Genomic DNA, 15,343 nt, shown 5'->3' on the forward strand with positions numbered 1-15,343 from the left:
GGGATCCCGTCCATGGGTAAAGTTATTGGTATCGACCTCGGCACGACGAACTCCTGCGTTGCCGTGATGGAAGGCACTACACCGAAGGTTATCGAGAATTCCGAGGGCGCGCGCACCACGCCCTCCATCGTCGCCATCACCGATGACGGCGAGCGGCTTGTCGGCCAGCCGGCCAAGCGTCAGGCCGTCACCAATCCGGAGCGCACTTTCTTCGCCATCAAGCGCCTGATCGGTCGGACCTTTGAGGATCCGATGACGAAGAAGGACATGAATCTTGTCCCTTACCGGATCAAGAAGGCCCCGACGGGCGATGCCTGGGTCGAGGCTGACGGCAAGGACTATTCGCCCTCGCAGATTTCCGCCTTCACCCTGACCAAGATGAAGGAGACCGCCGAGGCCTATCTCGGGCAGCCGGTCACGCAGGCGGTCATCACCGTTCCCGCCTATTTCAACGACGCCCAGCGTCAGGCCACGAAGGATGCCGGTCGCATCGCCGGCCTCGAGGTGCTGCGCATCATCAACGAGCCGACGGCGGCTGCGCTCGCCTATGGCCTGGACAAGAAGACCACCGGCACGATCGCGGTCTATGACCTCGGCGGCGGCACCTTCGACGTCTCGATCCTCGAGATCGGCGACGGCGTCTTCGAGGTGAAGTCGACCAATGGCGACACCTTCCTGGGTGGCGAAGACTTCGACATGCGCCTGGTCGAGTACCTTGCGGACGAGTTCAAGCGCGAGCAGGGCATCGACCTGAAGAAGGACAAGCTCGCCCTGCAGCGCCTGAAGGAAGCTGCCGAGAAGGCCAAGATCGAGCTTTCCAGCGCCGCGCAGACCGAAATCAACCTGCCCTACATCACTGCCGACGCCTCCGGGCCGAAGCACCTCGCCATCAAGCTCTCGCGCGCCAAGTTCGAGAGCCTGGTCGACGATCTGATCCAGCGCACCATCGAGCCCTGCCGCAAGGCGCTCAAGGATGCCGGTCTTTCGGCGGGCCAGATCGACGAGGTCGTTCTCGTCGGCGGCATGACCCGCATGCCGAAGGTCCAGGAGGTGGTGAAGCAGTTCTTCGGCAAGGAGCCGCATAAGGGCGTCAATCCGGACGAGGTCGTCGCCATTGGCGCCGCGATCCAGGCCGGCGTGCTGCAGGGCGACGTCAAGGACGTGCTGCTGCTCGACGTGACCCCGCTCTCGCTCGGCATCGAGACGCTCGGCGGCGTGTTCACCCGCCTGATCGACCGCAACACCACGATCCCGACCAAGAAGAGCCAGGTCTTCTCGACCGCCGAGGACAACCAGGGCGCGGTGACGATCCGGGTCTTCCAGGGCGAGCGCGAGATGGCTGCCGACAACAAGATGCTCGGCCAGTTCGACCTGATGGGCATCCCGCCGGCGCCGCGCGGCATGCCGCAGATCGAGGTGACCTTCGACATCGACGCCAACGGCATCGTCTCGGTGACGGCGAAGGACAAGGCCACCAACAAGGAGCAGCAGATCCGCATCCAGGCTTCCGGTGGTCTCTCCGAGGCCGACATCCAGAAGATGGTGAAGGACGCCGAGGCGAATGCCGCCGAGGACAAGAAGCGTCGCGAGCTGGTGGAAGCCAAGAACCAGGGCGAGAGCCTGGTGCACTCCACCGAGAAGTCGCTGAAGGACTATGGCGACAAGGTTTCTGCCGCCGACAAGTCAGCGATCGAGACCGCACTGGACGCGCTCAAGGCCGCGCTGGCCGAAGAGAATGTCGAGGCGATCACCTCGCGCACTACCGACCTGATGCAGGCCTCGATGAAGCTCGGTGAAGCCATGTATGCGGCGAGCCAGGCCGAGGGTGCCACGGCTGAAGGCGGCGAAGAGCATGCCGACGCCAAGAAGGACGACGTCATCGACGCCGACTTCAAGGATGTCAGCGACGACAAGAACGACAAGAAGAAGAGCGCCTGATCGCGCTCTGACCTCTCCACGACGACCTGGCCGGGCTTGCCCCGGCCATCTCGTTCGGGAAGGGCCTCTTGCAAGGGAAATGTCGTTCTTCTGACGAACATGGCCGGGTTCCCCCGGCCATGATGCCGAGAAGAACGAAGGGGTAGCTGTTTGATGTCCAAACGCGACTACTACGAGATCCTCGGCGTCTCGAAGACGGCTAACGAGGCGGAGCTCAAGAGTGCTTTCCGCAAGCTCGCCATGCAATGCCATCCCGATCGCCATCCCGGCGACAAGGGGGCCGAGGCCAAGTTCAAGGAACTGAACGAGGCCTATCAGGTCCTGGCCGACGGCCAGAAGCGCGGCGCCTATGACCGCTACGGCCACCAGGCCTTCGAGAATGGCGGCGGTGGTCCGGGCGGCGGGGCCGATTTCTCCGACTTCATGTCGGACATCTTCGATTCCTTCTTCGGCGATGCGCGGGGCCGCGGTGGACCGCGCGGTGCCAATGGCCGCGAGCGCGGTGCCGATCTCCGCTACAATCTCGAAATCGGGCTGGAGGACGCCTTCGCCGGCAAGAGCGCCTCGATCCGCGTACCGACCTCGATTGCCTGCGAATCCTGCTCCGGGACCGGCGCCAAGCCGGGCTCGACGTCGCGCCAGTGCCCGACCTGCGGCGGCCATGGCCGCGTGCGCGCCAATCAGGGCTTCTTCTCGGTGGAGCGCACCTGTCCGACCTGCAACGGACGCGGCGAAGTCATCGACGACCCCTGCAAGAACTGCTCGGGCGCCGGGCGCGTCACCCGCGAGCGCACGCTCTCGGTCAACATTCCGGCCGGCGTCGAGGACGGCACACGCATCCGGCTTGCCGGTGAGGGCGAGGCTGGCCTGCGCGGCGGGCCRGCAGGCGATCTCTACATCTTCCTGTCGATCAAGCCGCACGCGATCTTCCAGCGCGACGGGGCCGATCTGTTCTGCCGGGTGCCGCTTGGCCTCACCTCGGCGGCTCTCGGCGGCGAGATCGAAGTCCCGACGCTGACGGGCGAGAAGGCACGGGTCAAAATTCCCGAGGGCACCCAGAACGGCAAGCAGTTCCGGCTCAAGGCCAAGGGCATGAGCGTGCTGCGCTCGCGCGAAGTCGGGGATCTCTATATCGAGGTCGTCGTCGAGACGCCGCAGAAGCTGACGGCGCGTCAGCGCGAATTGCTGCTCGAATTCGAGCGCGAATGCTCAGGCGCAACCCACCCGGAAACCGCCGGCTTCTTCGGTCGCGTCAAGGAGTTCCTGGGCGGCATGAGCGGCGGCGCGGCCTGAGCACGGGCCCCGCAATTGAAAAGGCGGGCGACCCGTCCGGGGCACCCGCCTTTCAGATCGCCGGCCTGATGCAGATCAGGCCTTGTCGATCACTTTCTTGACCGCATCCTTGGCTTTGCCAACGGCCTGCTGGGCCTCGCCCTTGCGCTCCTGCGCAATCCCTTCGGCCTGAAGCCCCGGCTTGTTCATCGCCTTGCCGACGCCCTGCTTGACGTTGCCAGCGGCCTCGTTGGCCATGCCCTTGATCTTGTCCGCGGTGCTGCCCATGGGTCCTGTTCCTCTGTTGAAAAACGCATGTCGTATCAGCGACTTGTGCTGAGGAAACGGCTGGAACGGGCAAAGGTTCCCGGAAAAGTTCAAGCTGCTCCGGACCGGTCCGCGGATGCGATTGCCATCGCCCGCAGCGCCTCGGCGGTCGCCGCATCGGCCGGAAAGAAAGTTTCCAGCGCCAGTTCCGACAGCGTGATGTCGACCGGCGTGCCGAAGACGGTTGTGGTCGAAATCAGGGAGAGCACCTGCTCGCCGACCTTCAGCTGCATCGGCACGACGATCGCAGCTTCCGCCTCGGGCTCCGGCGCGTGGCCCTTGCGAGCGGGCTGAGGCGGCGCCGGATAAGTAAGCAACTCGACGAGGAGATCGGCCAGGATCGGATCGGCCGTCGCCCTGATCTGCTGCCTCAGCCTTGCGATCAGATGGCTTCGCCATTCCGCGAGATTGACGATGAAGGGTGCGAGCCCGCCCGGATGCAGGCTGAGCCTCAGCACGTTGACGGGTGGGCGCAGCAGCTCGGCATCCGCGACAAGGCCAAGGAGAGGCGTCACCGCGGCATTCGCGGCAAGCAACGTCCAATGCCGGTCGACCGCGACGGCCGGATAGGGCTCGTGCCCCTTCAGCACGAGATCGATCGCCGACTTGGCTGCCTGCAAGCTCGGATCCTCCAGCGACCGTTCGAGATAGACCGGGGCATAGCCCGCGGCGAGCAGCAGGGCGTTCCGCTCGCGCAGCGGCACAGCGAGATACTCTGCCAGGTGCAGAACCATGTCGCGGCTCGGCGCCGAGCGGCCGCTCTCGATGAAGCTGAGATGCTTCTGGGAGATCTCTGCTTCCAGCGCGAGGTCGAGTTGGCTCAGCCGGCGCAGCTGGCGCCAGTCGCGGATGAGGTGACCGACGGTGGGTTGATGATGCTTGTTCATGGCGAGAAACCTATCCGGGCTGTCGGTTCGTTCCAATTACCTCTCGCTTAATCGACGGGCCGACACGACAGCGTCAGCATGTCTCCAACATCAACAGCCCGGGCCGGCCGCCGGAACGGGCTCACACCCAGGAGACCACGCCATGTCCTCGATCCAGTCCTCGCGCTTCCTCCGCAATGCCCTTGCTCTCGATGCCGCTGCCTGCGCCGCCACCGGTCTGCTGCTCGCCTTCGCTGCTGCGCCGCTCACCGGATTGCTCGGCTTCCCCGAGGCTTTCCTCCGCGGCGCCGGCCTGGTGCTGCTCCCCTGCGCCGCGCTGCTGGCCCTCTTCTCCAGTCGCGAAACCCTGCCGCGGCTCGCCGTCTATGCGGTGATTGGCATCAACCTCCTCTGGATCGCCGACAGCATCCTGATCCTGGTTGCGGGATGGTTTGCGCCGACCGGGCTCGGCATCGCCTTCGTGCTCGCGCAGGCTGCAGCGGTCGCGATCGTCACCGAACTCGAGATCATCGGCTTCAAGCGCTCGACCGCCGCCGCCGTCGCCGCCTGAATGCAAGCGGCAGGCATCTCCAACTCGACGCCTTCCGGCCGCCGCCGGAGGGCGTCGAGCTGTTTTCGCAAAGCCATCATGTGGTGGGGGCGTCTTGTTCGCGGCCCAATGGGGGAGCGCGGGCTCCGATCGGGGAAAGCGTCACGAAACTGTCGTGCGCACTCAATAGCTGATGCGGCCTGCACAGTTTCTTGCCCCAACGGAACAGGACCGCCCCATGCGTACCTCACTCGTTCTCGCGGCTCTCGCCTCGGTCCTGCTTGGCGGCACAGCTCTGGCCGAGCCGATGTTCAACCGTGTCGCGACCTTCTCCGTGCCGCTCAACCTGCCGGCCGATCGCGACGCGTCCAAGAAGACGGTGTCGGAGATCATCGCGGCCAACGAAGCGGGAACGCTCCTGGCCTATACCGATGCCGAGCAGAAGGCCCTCGGCCTGATCGACATCACGACGGCCTCCGCTCCGAAGCCGGCAGGTTTCATTCCGCTCGAGGGCGAACCGACCTCGGTCGTGATCCTTGGCGATAAGGCCTTCGTCGTGGTCGTCACCTCCGGCGACAATTTCAAGGAGCCCGCCGGGCATCTTGCCACGGTCGATCTCAAGGCGCGGCAGGTCGTTGCCAAATGCGAGCTCGGCGGCCAGCCGGATTCGATTACGCTGACCAAGGACAAGGGCAAGCTCGCCATCGTCATCGAGAACGAGCGCGACGAGAAGCTGAACAAGGGTGCGCTGCCGCAGCTGCCCGCCGGCAACCTGACCCTGGTCGGCATCAAGGATGGCGGCGCCGATTGCGCCTCGCGCCAGGTGATCGACCTGACGGGCATCGCCGCCATCGAGCCGACCGACCCCGAACCGGAATTCGTTGACGTCAACCAGGACGGCCTCGCCGTGGTGACGTTGCAGGAGAACAACCACCTCGCCATCATCGATACCAAGACCGGCAAGATCGTCACCCATTTCTCCGCCGGCACCGTCGATCTGAAGAACATCGACAAGACCCGCGACGGCGAAATCAAGCCGGTCGAGGAACTCAAGGGCGTCGCCCGCGAGCCGGACGCGGTGCGCTGGATCGACACCGAGCGCTTCGTCACCGCCAATGAAGGCGATTGGAAGGGTGGCTCGCGCGGCTTCACCATCTTCCGCAAGGACGGCACGATCGAGTTCGATTCGGCTGCGATGGTCGACCATATCGCCATGCGTCACGGCCATTATCCGGAAAAGCGCTCGGCCGCCAAGGGCAGCGAACCGGAAGGGATCGAGGTCGGCACCTACGGCAATGACAAGCTGATCTTCGTCGGCCTGGAGCGCGCCTCGCTCGTATTGGTCTTCAAGGACGAGGGCGCCGGGAAAGCACCGCGTTACCTCCAGGCCCTGCCGGGTGGCATCGGTCCGGAAGGCCTGCTTGCCATCCCGCAGCGCAATCTCCTTGTGTCGGCCTCCGAGACCGATGTCGGCGAGAAGGGTGGCGCCCGTTCCGCAGTGACCATCTATGAGCGCAACGAAGGCCCGGCCGCCTATCCGACGATCGTCTCGCAGGATCATGAGGGTCTGCCGATCGGCTGGGGCGCGCTGTCCGGACTTGCCGCCCATGGCAGCACAGCTGGCCGCCTCTTTGCCGTGACAGACAGCGCCTATACGCCGTCCCGTATCCTCGAGATCGACGCCACGCAGAAGCCGGCCAGGATCGTCGCCGGCCTGACGGTGACCAAGGATGGCAAGCCCGCCTCCTATGACCTGGAAGGGATCGCGACCCGCGCCAATGGCGGCTTCTGGCTGGCTTCGGAGGGCAATCCCGAGATCAAGGACAAGCCGACTCGCAATATCCTGCTGCGGGCGACCGCAAAGGGTGAGATCGAGGAGGAGATCCACCTTCCCGAAGAGCTCGACAAGCATGCCGTGCGCTTCGGCTTCGAGGGCGTGACGGTGACCGGCGAGGGCGCGGACGAGACCGTCTGGCTTGCCGTGCAGCGCGAATGGAAGGACGATCCCAAGGGCAAGACCAAGATCCTGTCCTACAAGCCGGCCAGCAAGCAGTGGGGCGTGCTGCATTACCCGCTGACGGCTCCGGCCGCCGGTGCCTGGATGGGCCTCTCGGAGTTGACCTATCTCGGCAACGAGACCTTTGCCGTGATCGAGCGCGACAATCTCTTCGGCGCCAAGGCGGTGAAGACGCTGGCCACCTTCTCGGTCAAGGGTCTGACGCCGGCCGCAATCGGCGCCGCCGCCATCCCGACCGTCGAGAAGAAGCCGCTGCGCGATCTCACGCCGGATCTGATGAAGGCTGGCGGCTATGGGCTCGACAAGGTTGAGGGCATGGCTGTCGACAAGGCTGGCAATCTCTTCGTTGTCACCGACAATGACGGTGTCGACGATTCCTCCGGCGAGACCCAGTTCTTCGCCTTCGGCAAGATCTCGCGGTAAGGCACGCGCAATCGCCCGGCAGCGGGCCTCAGGCACCGCCCCGAAAAGCGGATTGCGGTTTTCGGGAAAGACGACGCAAACACAGATGGCTGGATCGTCGGACCGGAAGGTCCGGTCTGATGATCCAGCGTTGCCGGGTTTCTAGCGAACCGGATCCAGGAACGGCGTGTCCGGCTCGCTGACATAGAAGATCACCACCTTCAGCATCTCGTTGCCGCGGTTGTAGCCGGTCATCTTGACGTTCGGCGGTTCGACCAGCGATTCGCCGGCCTTCACTGTCACGGCCGTGCGCCCCTGCATTTCCAGGGTGAAGGCGCCTTCGATGACATGGACCGTCACCGGGAAACGGTGCGTATGGAACGGTGTCCTGTCTCCCGGCTTGATCATGGCGGTCATCACCCTGATTTCCTGCTGGGGACCGGTCGGCATTCCCGGAACCACTGTCTTGAGCACGAGTTCAGGGCGCGCCAGCCGTTCGGTCTGGGCGGCGGCCGGCAGTGAGGCGAGGGCGCAGGCGGCGAGCGGCAGGCAACGCATGATCTCCTCCTCTGATCGCGACAATCCTGCGACCATCATAGCCGCCTGCGCCGCCGCAGGCCCGGCCCATCTTGCCTGCAAAGAAAAACCCCGGATGCTTGCGCATCCGGGGCAGGTGCCTGGCCGTATCGCGTGACCAGGTGGGAGGAACGATTGAGATCACCAGCCAGCGAGCACGTTGCCCTTGAAGCGCTCGGTGACGAAGGCCTTGATCTCGGGTGAGTGATAGGCTTCGACCAGGGTCTTGACCCAGGGCTTGTCCTTGTCAGCCTCGCGCACGGCGATGACATTGACATAAGGGCCCTTCGGGTCTTCGCGCAGGATGGCCGAGGTCGGCTCGATCTTGGCGTCGACGGCGTAGTTCGTGTTGATCGAGGCGGCCCCGACATCGGCGAGCGAGCGCGGCGCCTGCGCCGCATCGATTTCGATGATCTTCAGCTTCTTCGGATTGGCGGTGATGTCGGCGACGCTCGGCTTCACGCCGACGCCGTCCTTCAGCTTGATCACGCCCTTGTCCTGCAGCAGCAGCAGCGAGCGGCCGCCATTGGTCGGGTCGTTCTGGATGGCAACAGTCGCACCATCGGGAATCTCGGCCCAGCTCTTGTACTTCGACGAATAGATCCCGAGCGGGAAGTTCACGGTCAGGCCGACGCTGACCAGCTTGTAGCCGCGGTCCTTCACCTGGTTGTCGAGATAGGGCTGGTGCTGGAAGGAGTTGGCCTCCAGCTCGCCTGCATCCAGAGCCTGGTTCGGTACGACATAGTCGGAGAACTCGACGATCTTGATGTCGAGGCCCTTCTTGGCGGCGATCGGCTTCACCTTCTCGAGGATCTCGGCATGCGGGCCGGGCGAGACGCCGATGCGCAGCGTCTGGTTCTGCTGGGCAAGGGCCGGCACCGAGAGGAGAAGGGCGAGGCCGGAGGCGGCAAGCGCGGCGCGGCGGGTCAGGTTGATCGACATGATGTTTCCTTGCGGGTGTTTGAACGGTTGAGCACGGATTGGCTCAGACGTGGCGCAGGCGCTTGTTGAGGCGCCGGGCAAGCCGGTCGCCGATGCTCTGCACGGTCTGGACGAGGACGATCAGCACGGCGACGACGACGGCCATCACGTCCGGCATGAAGCGCTGGTAGCCGTAGCGGATGCCGAGATCGCCGAGGCCGCCGCCACCGACGGCGCCGACCATGGCCGAGAAGCCGATCAGGCTGACGATGGCCAGCGTCAGTCCGAGTGTGATCGCCGGCAGTGCTTCGGGCACCAGGACCTTGCGCACGATCTGCAGCGGGCTCGCCCCCATGGCGCGCGCGGCCTCGACCAGGCCCTGATCGACTTCGCGGATGGCGCCTTCGATCAGTCGCGCGATGAAGGGGGCGGCTGCGACGGTGAGCGGGACCATGGCAGCATTGGTGCCGATCGAGGTGCCGGCGAGCAGCCGGGTGAAAGGGATGATCGCGACAACCAGGATGATGAAGGGCGTCGAGCGCGTGGCGTTGACGAGCACGCCGAGCACGGCGTTGACGGCGGGCGCGGCGAAGAGCTCACCACGTTTGCTGGTCGCCAGGAAGACGCCGAGGGGCAGGCCGATCAGCGTGCCGATCCCGGCTGCGACCGCAACCATGAGCAGCGTGTCGGCGGTCGCCTGGGCGATGAGGCGGATGAGTTCAGGAGACATGGCCGATAACCTCCGCCTTGAGTTCGAGGCTCTTCAGGGCGCCGAGCACGGCAGCGAGTTCCGGCTCATGGGCCGTGACCGAGACGAGCAGGCTGCCAAAGGGCTGGCCCGCAATGGCATCGATCCGCCCGGCGAGGATGTTGACATCGACGCCGACGATCGAGCTCAGCCGGCTGATCACCGGGGCCGTCGCATTCTCGCCGATGAAGGTGATGCGCAGCAGGGCGCTGTCGCCTGGACGTGCCTCCGGCCTGACCCGGCCGGCGAGATGGGCGGGAAGTTCGACACCGGTCACCGTCTCGACGAAGCGCGTGGTGGTCGGGTGCTTGGGCTGGGTGAAGACGGTAAAGGTCTCGCCTTCCTCGACGATCCGCCCGCCCTCGATCACCGCAACGCGGTCGCAGATCTCCTTGATCACCGGAATTTCGTGGGTGATCAGCAGGATGGTGATGCCGAGCTCGCGGTTGACCCGCTTCAGCAGGCCGAGGATCGACTGTGTCGTCTCGGGGTCCAGCGCCGAGGTCGCCTCGTCGCAGAGCAGCACCTTCGGCTCGGTCGAAAGCGCGCGGGCGATACCGACGCGCTGCTTCTGGCCGCCGGAGAGTTCGGCCGGATAGCGCTCGCGCTTGTCGGACAGGCCGACGAGATCGAGCAGCCGCGTGACCTGGCGTTCGATCTCGGCCCTGGGCGCGCCTGCAATTTCAAGCGGCAGCGCGACATTGTCGAAGACGGTGCGCGACGAGAGCAGGTTGAAGTGCTGGAAGATCATGCCGATCGTCCGGCGCCGCGCCCGCCAACCGGCTTCGGTCAGCCCTGTGACATCCTCGTCCTCGATCAGGATGCGGCCGGAACTCGCCCGCTCCAGACCGTTGACCAGCCGGATCAGCGTGGACTTGCCGGCGCCGGAGCGGCCGATCACCCCGAGAATTGCGCCGCGCGGCACGGTCAGATCGATGCCCGAGAGCGCGGTCACGGCGCCTTGCCCGGAGCGGCCGGAGAAGATTTTGCCGACATTCTCGAACCGGATCGCCGGCTCGGGACTGAAAACGGGGTTGGCACCGACGCTGAAGGCGTCGGGCTTCACGAGAGCGTTCATCATAACCTCAGAGGAGCGTGTGGCAGGACCAGTGCGAGATGCCGAGCTGTTCCAGCGTCACGTCGTGGATGGAGCGGCGTGTGTTCTCGTCTTCGTCCACTCGCTCCTGGGTCGAAGATGGTGCGAGCGCGGTGGAAAGGGCCCGGTCGAGCCAGTCCCGCAGCAATGCGCTCAGGGTCGTGATCAGCGGCATCGGCCTGCCCCCGCTATGACGCCAGCCGCAGCGCGGGACGGCGCTGGGAGGCGGCGAGTTGCCGGGCCGCGATCTCGGCAGCGCTTGGCGTTGCGAAACGGAGGCCCTCGAGTGCGCGAAAGGCGGACGAGGCGGAAATGAAGGTGAAGAAGCGTTCGTCATTGCGGCGATTGACGAGCCCGGCCTGGGTCTCGCCGATTTCGATGATGAATGCTTGCTGGGTCTGCGACTGGGTCATGGCTTGCCTCCGCCGCATGGGCGGCGTTCGATTGGGCGGATCGGATTGGGAGAGGCCCCGGCGTCAGCCCGGGCGGTCCTTCAATGCAGGATCAGCATCGACAACAGCAGGCAGCCATCAGCATGGTGGCAGCGGACCGGCGCAAGGTCGAAACGGTCATGTTCATCTCCTCGTCACTGGAGCCCACGACCCGGTCGTGGCGCTTTAGCGTTTGGTGACGCGGCGCAAGCTGCTCGCTCAAATCTCCGCGGCCGCCGAACCATGTCCAGCGACAGTGCCAATCTGGGTGAAAGTGTCCTCTTTGTCAACCCGATCGTTCTTTTAAAGAAACGAATGAAAGGGCATGAATCTTTCGCGCGCCGTTGCCGAGGGGGCAGAAATCTCTCCTCGACCATCCCGCGGACCTCCCCCTGCGACAGAGCGCGGCTTGACGGAGAGCAGGTGACGAGGCCAAGTCGCGCCATGTCGGCCCTTGGTCCCCCGCTTGAGACGCTGCGCCGCTCCGTCCTCGGAGCCTGGCTTGCGGCCGTCTATGCGCTGGCCGTTCTGGCGGCAGGCCTGGCGCCGGCATCAGCCTTTGCGGCTCATCCAGCGCTCGCAGGTGCGGTTCTGTGTTCCGGGCAATCCGTCTCGGACACGTCCGAGGTTCCGGAGCCGGCGAATGGCGTCCAGCATTGCATCGGCTGTCCGATCAATCCTGCCCTTGCGATCCCTCCTGTACCGCCTCAGCCGGTGGGCGCGCGCCTTGCGGCCCCGCTGGAGCGCTCCGTTCCCATTCGGACGGATGCCATCCATGGCGCGGTCCTCGGGCTGCCGCAATCGCGAGCGCCGCCGATCGCATCCTGAACACGGTTTCGTCTCTCCCTCTCGTCTCGCGGCCAGCCGGACAGGCCGCCGCAAGCCGGGATTTCCGGCCATTCGCGAATGGCCGCGACCTCTTTCAGGACCATGCTGATGAATAGGCCCGTTCACTACCTCGCCGCGATCGCGCTCACACTCGCGAGCGCCGCCGCCTTCGCCCATGACTACAAGGCTGGCCCGCTGAAGATCGGCCATCCCTGGTCGCGCGCCACGCCGGCCGGCGCCAAGGTCGGCGGCGGCTACCTTTCGATCGAGAATACCGGTTCGACACCCGACCGGCTGATTGCGGTCTCTGCGCCCTTCGCCGGTCGCGGCGAGATCCATGAAATGGCGGTCACCAATGGCGTGATGACCATGCGCGAGCTTGAAAAGGGTATCGAAATCCCGGCCGGCGCCAAGGTCGAGCTGAAGCCCGGCGGTTTCCACATCATGTTCCAGGAGCTGAAGCAGCCGCTGAAGCAGGATGAGCGCGTCAAGGGCACGCTGACCTTCGAGAAGGCTGGTGTGGTGGAGGTCGAGTTCAAGGTCGAGGGGATCGGCGCCAAGGGCGCAGCCGCCGAGCACACGCACTGAGCGCTTGAAGACAAGGCGATGGCCCCCTCTCGTTGAGAGGGGGCCATCGCGATTCCGGCATTCAGAACTTGGCGCGCGGGTCGTGCTTTGCCAGCCGCGTCAGCAGATAGTCCACTTCCGCCTTGGCCGCGGCCGTCAGACCGGCGCCCGGCTTGCGCTGGGCGTCGCTGGCCAGGATGCCGCGCTTCATCATCGTATATTTGCGGACGGCAAGGCCGACACCCTGCTGCTGCTCGTAGCGCAGCAGGGGGAGGTGCGCGTCGAAGATGTCATGAGCCGCGTCGCGCTTGCCTTCGCTGGAAAGGCGGACGACGTCGATCAGCAATTCCGGGAAGGCATAGCCGGTATTGGCGCCGTCGGCCCCGCGCTCCATCTCGAAATCGAGGAAGAGCCCGCCATTGCCGGTGAGGATCGCGATCTTGCGCAGGCTGCCTTCCGCCTGGAACTTGCGCAGCGTCGAGATCTTCTCGAGTCCCGGCCAGTCCTCGTGCTTCAGCATTACGCAGGACGGGTTGTCCTGGACGATGCGGCGGATCACGGCCGGCGTCATCACCACCGAGAGCGTCAGCGGGTAGTCCTGGATGACGAAGGGAATGTCGCTGCCGATCGCCTCGACGGCCTGGGCGTAATAGCCGACGATCTGGTCGTCGGTGCGCAGGCTCGGCGGCGGGGCGATCATTACGCCGCCGGCGCCGAGATCCATCACCTGCCGCGCCAGCGAGCGCATAGCCGCAAAGCCCGGCGCCGAAACGCCGACGATGATCGGCTTGCCACCCATCTTCGCGACGGCGCGCTTGACGAGCCCGACGGACTCTTCCGGTTCGAGCTTCGGCGCCTCGCCCATGATGCCGAGCACGGTGATGCCGTCAGAACCGATGCCGGCGTAGAAATCGAAGAGCCGGTCGGTGCTCGTCCAGTCGATGGCGCCATCGGGCGTGAAGGGGGTCGGCGCAATGGGATAGACGCCGCGGGCGTCAGGGGTCAGCTGCATGGTCAGGTTCCTCGAAGTCTCTTCAGGCGATCCGGGTGCGGACGGTGCCGACGCCGTCGATGGCGCCTTCCAGCACGTCGCCCTTGACGACGGCGGCGACACCTTCCGGCGTGCCGGTGAAGATCAGGTCGCCGGGAGCCAGCGCGACGAGGCCGGAAAGATAGGCGATCGTCTCCGGCACGCTCCAGATCAGCTTGGCGAGATCGGAGGTCTGGCGCACGCGGCCATTGACCGTGAGCTCGATCTTGCCGGCCGCGGGATGGCCGCTATGGCTCGCCGGCACGATCTCCCCGATCGGGGCCGACTGGTCGAAGCCCTTGCCCATGTCCCAGGGGCGGCCGGTTTTCTTGGCTTCGCCCTGCAGGTCGCGGCGGGTCATATCGAGCCCGGCCGCGTAGCCATAGACATGCGAGAGCGCCTCGGAGACCGGGATGTCGCGCCCGCCGGTGCCAATCGCGACGACCAGCTCCATCTCGTGGTGCAGGTCCTTGGTCTTGCTGGGATAGGGCATGTCGGTGCCGTTGATCACCAGCGCGTCCGCGGGCTTGGTGAAGAAGAACGGCTCCTCGCGGTCGGGATCGCCCCCCATTTCGCGGGTATGTTCGGCATAGTTGCGTCCGACGCAGAAGATGCGGCGCACGGGGAAGCGCCCGCCACCCGCTACCGGAACCGCGTTGATGCCGGGCGGTTCGATCACATAATTCGTCATGACGCAGCGCTCCCTCGATGTCGTGCCGTTCATGGGCGAGCGACGGGCGCGAAGCAAGGGGCCGGGCGCTCGTGGCGGGGCTGCGCGCCCGGCATTGCCGCGTGACGGTTCAGGCGGATGCGGGAGCTTCTGGCGGCGTCGGCAGCAGCCGCTCGAGCACCGCGCGCAGCGCGCGCGCGGCGGCCTCGACATCGTCCTGCACGAACAATGCGCCGATCACGGCAATGCCGTCAGCCCCAGCCTCGATGACGGAGGCCGCATTCATTGCCGTGATGCCGGCGATGGCTCCGACCGGGAGCGGCCCCAATGCGGCAGCGGCCTTGCGCCGCAGGGCCGTGAAGCCGTCGAGACCGAGGGAGGAGCCGGCATTGTCCTTGTGCGAGGTCTGGAAGACACCGCCGATGCAGGCATAGTCGATCTTCGCCGCGGCAAGCGCGGTGAGTTCATCCTCATGCTTCAGCGTCGCGCCGATGATGGCGCGGGGCCCGAGCAGGCGGCGGGCATCGTTCGGCTTCATGTCGTCGGCGCCGAGATGGACGCCGTCGGCACCGGAAGCGAGCGCGACATCGACGCGATCGTTGATCAGCAGCGGCACCCTTGTACCGTGCAGGGCCGAGCGGATGGCCCGGGCCTCGCGCACCATCTCGCGCGTCGTCTCGGTCTTGGCGCGCAGCTGGATCAGGGTGGCGCCGCCATCGACCGCGGCACGCGCCAGATCGGCCAGCGAGCGCCCGGCCGCGATCTGCGGATCGACAATGCCGTAAAGGCGGATATCAACGCTCACCCGTGCTCTCCCATCCGTTCGCGCAGCGTGGCCTCGTCCATCCCTGCCAGCGCGTCGATCAGGTGCACGGCGAAGCTGCCGGGCCCTTGCGATGTCTCTGCCGCAATCTCGCCGGCGACGCCATAGGCGGTCAGCGCGGCGGCGGCCGCGACTGCCGGATCGCCCTCGACCGCGCAGCATGCCGCGATCAGGGCGCCCGCTGCGCAGCCGACCCCGGTGACCCTCGTCATCAGCGGATGGCCATGGGAGACGGACAGCATGCCGCCTGCGCGCATGATCCGGTCGACCTTGCCGGTGGT

18 protein-coding genes are annotated in these 15,343 nt (G+C 65.8%); 6 read left to right on the forward strand and 12 right to left on the reverse strand.

From position 1 onward, the window contains the following. The first annotated feature begins 12 nt into the window (after positions 1-12). Together dnaK and dnaJ are read left to right on the forward strand one after the other, a co-directional pair. Positions 13-1,938, forward strand: a complete 1,926-nt coding sequence (dnaK, locus tag AC1D34_RS06870) for a molecular chaperone DnaK (protein WP_441490793.1) — start codon at positions 13-15, stop codon at positions 1,936-1,938. Positions 1,939-2,091: 153 nt separating this feature from the next. Then, positions 2,092-3,231, forward strand: coding sequence for a molecular chaperone DnaJ (dnaJ, locus tag AC1D34_RS06875; RefSeq protein WP_476823830.1), 1,140 nt, complete (start codon positions 2,092-2,094; stop codon positions 3,229-3,231). A 75-nt stretch (positions 3,232-3,306) separates the two neighbouring features. Here dnaJ and AC1D34_RS06880 read toward each other — a convergent pair whose 3' ends face one another. Together AC1D34_RS06880 and AC1D34_RS06885 are read right to left on the reverse strand one after the other, a co-directional pair. Further along, a complete protein-coding gene (locus tag AC1D34_RS06880; protein WP_441490795.1) occupies positions 3,307-3,591 on the reverse strand; it encodes a CsbD family protein in 285 nt (94 codons plus the stop codon). Further along, entirely contained in the window at positions 3,588-4,424 is an 837-nt protein-coding gene (locus AC1D34_RS06885) for a helix-turn-helix domain-containing protein (protein WP_476823831.1), read from the reverse strand. The genes AC1D34_RS06880 and AC1D34_RS06885 overlap by 4 nt, the downstream gene beginning before the upstream one ends. Before the next feature lie 142 nt (positions 4,425-4,566). On the opposite strand from AC1D34_RS06885, the gene AC1D34_RS06890 reads away from it, so the two are divergent. Together AC1D34_RS06890 and AC1D34_RS06895 are read left to right on the forward strand one after the other, a co-directional pair. Continuing rightward, a complete protein-coding gene (locus AC1D34_RS06890; RefSeq protein WP_441490797.1) occupies positions 4,567-4,974 on the forward strand; it encodes a hypothetical protein in 408 nt (135 codons plus the stop codon). A gap of 217 nt (positions 4,975-5,191) precedes the next feature. Further along, positions 5,192-7,393 carry an esterase-like activity of phytase family protein gene (locus tag AC1D34_RS06895; RefSeq protein WP_476823832.1) on the forward strand — a complete coding sequence of 734 codons (2,202 nt, stop codon included), beginning with the start codon at positions 5,192-5,194 and terminating at the stop codon, positions 7,391-7,393. 141 nt (positions 7,394-7,534) lie between these two features. Here AC1D34_RS06895 and AC1D34_RS06900 read toward each other — a convergent pair whose 3' ends face one another. The 6 genes from AC1D34_RS06900 to AC1D34_RS06925 all read right to left on the reverse strand — a co-directional run bounded on the left by AC1D34_RS06900 (position 7,535) and on the right by AC1D34_RS06925 (position 11,126). Further along, a complete protein-coding gene (locus AC1D34_RS06900) occupies positions 7,535-7,930 on the reverse strand; it encodes a cupin domain-containing protein (RefSeq protein ID WP_441490799.1) in 396 nt (131 codons plus the stop codon). A 159-nt stretch (positions 7,931-8,089) separates the two neighbouring features. After that, positions 8,090-8,890, reverse strand: a complete 801-nt coding sequence (locus AC1D34_RS06905) for a MetQ/NlpA family ABC transporter substrate-binding protein (protein WP_441490800.1) — start codon at positions 8,888-8,890, stop codon at positions 8,090-8,092. Between the two features lie 43 nt (positions 8,891-8,933). Then, a complete protein-coding gene (locus tag AC1D34_RS06910; protein WP_441506353.1) occupies positions 8,934-9,599 on the reverse strand; it encodes a methionine ABC transporter permease in 666 nt (221 codons plus the stop codon). Continuing rightward, positions 9,589-10,695 (reverse strand): methionine ABC transporter ATP-binding protein, encoded by a 1,107-nt coding sequence (locus tag AC1D34_RS06915; protein WP_476823833.1) that lies wholly within the window; start codon positions 10,693-10,695, stop codon positions 9,589-9,591. The genes AC1D34_RS06910 and AC1D34_RS06915 overlap by 11 nt, the downstream gene beginning before the upstream one ends. A 7-nt stretch (positions 10,696-10,702) precedes the next feature. After that, a complete protein-coding gene (locus tag AC1D34_RS06920; RefSeq protein ID WP_441506351.1) occupies positions 10,703-10,888 on the reverse strand; it encodes a hypothetical protein in 186 nt (61 codons plus the stop codon). A gap of 13 nt (positions 10,889-10,901) precedes the next feature. Then, positions 10,902-11,126, reverse strand: coding sequence for a hypothetical protein (locus AC1D34_RS06925; protein ID WP_441506350.1), 225 nt, complete (start codon positions 11,124-11,126; stop codon positions 10,902-10,904). Positions 11,127-11,567: 441 nt separating this feature from the next. On the opposite strand from AC1D34_RS06925, the gene AC1D34_RS06930 reads away from it, so the two are divergent. Together AC1D34_RS06930 and AC1D34_RS06935 are read left to right on the forward strand one after the other, a co-directional pair. Next, positions 11,568-11,972 carry a hypothetical protein gene (locus tag AC1D34_RS06930; protein WP_441490804.1) on the forward strand — a complete coding sequence of 135 codons (405 nt, stop codon included), beginning with the start codon at positions 11,568-11,570 and terminating at the stop codon, positions 11,970-11,972. A gap of 108 nt (positions 11,973-12,080) precedes the next feature. Beyond that, positions 12,081-12,560 (forward strand): copper chaperone PCu(A)C, encoded by a 480-nt coding sequence (locus AC1D34_RS06935; protein WP_476823834.1) that lies wholly within the window; start codon positions 12,081-12,083, stop codon positions 12,558-12,560. A 61-nt stretch (positions 12,561-12,621) separates the two neighbouring features. Here AC1D34_RS06935 and AC1D34_RS06940 read toward each other — a convergent pair whose 3' ends face one another. The 4 genes from AC1D34_RS06940 to AC1D34_RS06955 all read right to left on the reverse strand — a co-directional run. Then, positions 12,622-13,551, reverse strand: a complete 930-nt coding sequence (locus AC1D34_RS06940; RefSeq protein ID WP_441490806.1) for a dihydrodipicolinate synthase family protein — start codon at positions 13,549-13,551, stop codon at positions 12,622-12,624. Between the two features lie 22 nt (positions 13,552-13,573). After that, positions 13,574-14,260 (reverse strand): fumarylacetoacetate hydrolase family protein, encoded by a 687-nt coding sequence (locus AC1D34_RS06945; protein ID WP_476823835.1) that lies wholly within the window; start codon positions 14,258-14,260, stop codon positions 13,574-13,576. A gap of 109 nt (positions 14,261-14,369) precedes the next feature. Continuing rightward, the gene (gene thiE, locus AC1D34_RS06950; protein WP_476823836.1) at positions 14,370-15,044 is read right to left on the reverse strand and encodes a thiamine phosphate synthase; all 675 of its coding nucleotides are present in this window, start codon (positions 15,042-15,044) and stop codon (positions 14,370-14,372) included. Continuing rightward, on the reverse strand, positions 15,041-15,343 hold a 303-nt coding region (locus tag AC1D34_RS06955), incomplete at its 5' end, for a hydroxyethylthiazole kinase (RefSeq protein WP_476823837.1). The genes AC1D34_RS06955 and thiE, both read right to left, overlap by 4 nt.

The sequence above is a fragment of the Allobosea sp. P1_A7 genome (assembly GCF_056406775.1).

Coding starts and splice junctions, on each gene's coding strand:
- AC1D34_RS06925 (WP_441506350.1), bottom strand. CDS start 11,126: ATGACCCAGTCGCAGACCCAGCAAGCATTCATCATCGAAATCGGCGAG.
- AC1D34_RS06920 (WP_441506351.1), bottom strand. CDS start 10,888: ATGCCGCTGATCACGACCCTGAGCGCATTGCTGCGGGACTGGCTCGAC.
- AC1D34_RS06935 (WP_476823834.1), top strand. CDS start 12,081: ATGAATAGGCCCGTTCACTACCTCGCCGCGATCGCGCTCACACTCGCG.
- AC1D34_RS06945 (WP_476823835.1), bottom strand. CDS start 14,260: ATGACGAATTATGTGATCGAACCGCCCGGCATCAACGCGGTTCCGGTA.
- AC1D34_RS06900 (WP_441490799.1), bottom strand. CDS start 7,930: ATGCGTTGCCTGCCGCTCGCCGCCTGCGCCCTCGCCTCACTGCCGGCC.
- AC1D34_RS06940 (WP_441490806.1), bottom strand. CDS start 13,551: ATGCAGCTGACCCCTGACGCCCGCGGCGTCTATCCCATTGCGCCGACC.
- AC1D34_RS06905 (WP_441490800.1), bottom strand. CDS start 8,890: ATGTCGATCAACCTGACCCGCCGCGCCGCGCTTGCCGCCTCCGGCCTC.
- AC1D34_RS06915 (WP_476823833.1), bottom strand. CDS start 10,695: ATGAACGCTCTCGTGAAGCCCGACGCCTTCAGCGTCGGTGCCAACCCC.
- AC1D34_RS06885 (WP_476823831.1), bottom strand. CDS start 4,424: ATGAACAAGCATCATCAACCCACCGTCGGTCACCTCATCCGCGACTGG.
- AC1D34_RS06910 (WP_441506353.1), bottom strand. CDS start 9,599: ATGTCTCCTGAACTCATCCGCCTCATCGCCCAGGCGACCGCCGACACG.
- AC1D34_RS06890 (WP_441490797.1), top strand. CDS start 4,567: ATGTCCTCGATCCAGTCCTCGCGCTTCCTCCGCAATGCCCTTGCTCTC.
- dnaK (WP_441490793.1), top strand. CDS start 13: ATGGGTAAAGTTATTGGTATCGACCTCGGCACGACGAACTCCTGCGTT.
- AC1D34_RS06895 (WP_476823832.1), top strand. CDS start 5,192: ATGCGTACCTCACTCGTTCTCGCGGCTCTCGCCTCGGTCCTGCTTGGC.